The sequence below is a fragment of the Candidatus Litorirhabdus singularis genome, from assembly GCF_026262625.1.
GTDB classification, from domain to species: domain Bacteria; phylum Pseudomonadota; class Gammaproteobacteria; order Pseudomonadales; family Halieaceae; genus Litorirhabdus; species Litorirhabdus singularis.
Map to the genome: position 1 here is coordinate 1 of NZ_SHNN01000012.1, position 3,144 is coordinate 3,144.

Sequence of the window (3,144 nt, forward strand, 5' to 3'; positions counted from 1 at the left end):
CCAGTGCGCCACCGGTGCCTTGCGCCGTACCGTTGCCATCGCTCAGATCCCAGTTGATCTGCACACTGGCTGGCGGCAGGTCGTTGGTGTTGCTGTACGTCAGTTGTTGCGCAATCGCGTTCACATCGGCGGTGGTCGCCACGGCACTCGCAGGGCTGGTGAAGGTAATGGTCAGCTCGCCCGCCACGCTGGTATCAAAGCTGGCGATGATATCGCCGCCTTTGACCAAGTTACCGCCACTGAGGCTGATGCCGCTGCCGGTAGTGAAGCCAAACACGTCGTCCGGATTCGCCGCCAGGTTACGGGCCAGCGTCAAACTGGCGCCGGTATAATCACCGGCGCCGCCGTTCAGGGCATCCAACTCCACATCCGTAATGGTGACCGTGCTGTCGAGGACAATCGCAGCTTGATCTTCTGTGTAAGTCGGCGTGGCATCCACACCGGTCAGTGTCGGGTTCTCATTCACCGAAGTAATGCTGACGGTCATGGAACCGCTGGCGCTCAAAGCACCACCGGTGCCTTGCGCCGTACCGTTGCCATCGCTCAGATCCCAGTTGATCTGCACACTGGCTGGCGGCAGGTCGTTGGTGTTGCTGTACGTCAGTTGTTGCGCAATCGCGTTCACATCCGCAGTAGTCGCGACTGCGGTAGCGGGACTGGTGAAGGTAATCGTCAGCTCACCCGCCACGCTGGTATCAAAGCTGGCAATGATATCGCCGCCTTTGACCAAGTTACCGCCACTGAGGCTGATGCCGTTACCGGCTGTGAAGCCAAACACGTCATCCGGATTGGCGGCCAGGTTACGGGCCAGAGTCAAACTGGCGCCCGTGTAGTCACCCGCGCCGCCGTTCAGTGCATCCAGTTCAACATCCGCAATAGTGACCGTGCTATCCAACACAATCGCAGACTGGTCCTCAATAAAGGTTGGCGTCGCATCCACACCCGTCAGGGTTGGATTCTCGTTGACCGAAGTAATGTTCACCGTCATGGAACCGCTGGCACCCAGTGCGCCACCGGTGCCTTGCGCCGTGCCATTGCCATCGTTCAGATCCCAGTTGATCTGCACACTCGCCGGTGGCAGGTCACTGGTGTTGCTGTAGTTCAGCTGCTGCGCAATCGCATTCACATCGGCGGTGGTTGCGACTGCAGTAGCGGGACTGGTGAAGGTAATGGTCAGCTCACCCGCCACACTGGTATCAAAGCTGGCGATGATATCGCCGCCCTTGAGCAGGTTGCCGCCGCTGAGGCTGATGCCGCTGCCGGTAGTGAAGCCAAACACGTCGTCCGGATTCGCCGCCAGGTTACGGGCCAGCGTCAAACTCGCGCCGGTATAATCACCGGCGCCGCCGTTCAGTGCATCCAACTCCACATCCGTAATGGTGACCGTGCTGTCGAGGACAATCGCAGCTTGATCTTCTGTGTAAGTCGGCGTGGCATCCACACCGGTCAGTGTCGGGTTCTCATTCACCGAAGTAATGCTGACGGTCATGGAACCGCTGGCGCTCAAAGCACCACCGGTGCCTTGCGCCGTACCGTTGCCATCGCTCAGATCCCAGTTGATCTGCACACTGGCTGGCGGCAGGTCGTTGGTGTTGCTGTACGTCAGTTGTTGCGCAATCGCATTCACATCCGCGGTGGTTGCCACGGCACTGGTTGGGCTAACGAAGGTAATCGTCAGCTCACCCGCCACACTGGTATCAAAGCTGGCGATGATATCGCCGCCCTTGAGCAGGTTACCGCCACTGAGGCTGATACCGCTGCCGGCTGTGAAGCCAAATACGTCGTCGGGATTGGCTGCCAGGTTACGGGCCAGTGTCAGGCTCGCGCCGGTATAATCACCGGCGCCGCCGTTCAGGGCATCCAGTTCGGCGTCTGTGATGGTGACTGTACTATCCAGCACAACCGCTGCTTGATCTTCTATGTAAGTCGGTGTGGCATCCACACCGGTCAGTGTCGGATTCTCATTCACCGAAGTAATGCTGACGGTCATGGAACCGCTGGCACCCAGTGCGCCACCGGTGCCTTGCGCCGTGCCATTGCCATCGTTCAGATCCCAGTTGATCTGCACACTCGCCGGTGGCAGGTCATTGGTGTTGCTGTAGTTCAGCTGCTGCGCAATCGCATTCACATCGGCGGTGGTTGCGACTGCAGTAGCGGGACTGGTGAAGGTAATGGTCAGCTCACCCGCCACACTGGTATCAAAGCTGGCGATGATATCGCCGCCCTTGAGCAGGTTGCCGCCGCTGAGGCTGATGCCGCTGCCGGTAGTGAAGCCAAACACGTCGTCCGGATTCGCCGCCAGGTTACGGGCCAGTGTTAAACTTGCGCCTGTGTAATCACCGGCGCCGCCGTTCAGCGCATCCAGTTCAACATCCGCAATAGTGACCGTGCTATCCAGCACGATCGCCGGTTGATCTTCGACATAAGTCGGTGTGGCATCCACGCCGGTCAGGGTTGGATTCTCATTCACCGAAGTAATGCTGACGGTCATGGAACCGCTGGCGCTCAAAGCACCACCGGTGCCTTGCGCCGTACCGTTGCCATCGCTCAGATCCCAATTAATCTGCACACTCGCCGGTGGCAGATCATTAGTGTTGTTGTAGTTCAGCTGCTGCGCAATCGCATTCACATCGGCGGTGGTTGCGACTGCAGTAGCGGGACTGGTGAAGGTAATCGTCAGCTCACCCGCCACGCTGGTATCAAAGCTGGCAATGATATCGCCGCCTTTGACCAAGTTACCGCCACTGAGGCTGATGCCGCTACCGGCTGTGAAGCCAAACACGTCGTCGGGATTCGCTGCCAGGTTACGGGCCAGGGTCAAACTAGCGCCAGTGTAGTCACCGGCTCCGCTGTTCAAGGCATCCAGTTCAACATCCGCAATAGTGACCGTGCTATCCAACACAATCGCAGACTGGTCCTCAATAAAGGTTGGCGTCGCATCCACACCTGTCAGTGTCGGGCTCTCGTTGACCGAGGTAATGTTCACCGTCATGGAACCGCTGGCACCCAGTGCACCGCCGGTGCCTTGCGCCGTACCGTTGCCATCGCTCAGATCCCAGTTGATCTGCACACTGGCTGGCGGCAGGTCGTTGGTGTTGCTGTACGTCAGTTGTTGCGCAATCGCGTTTACATCCGCGGTGGTCG

Annotated in this window: 1 protein-coding gene; it reads right to left on the bottom strand. The window is 58.9% G+C overall.

Annotated features, from left to right (window positions below; translation table 11 throughout):
- On the bottom strand, positions 1-3,144 hold a 3,144-nt coding region (locus EYC98_RS21630; RefSeq protein WP_279247496.1), incomplete at both ends, for a beta strand repeat-containing protein.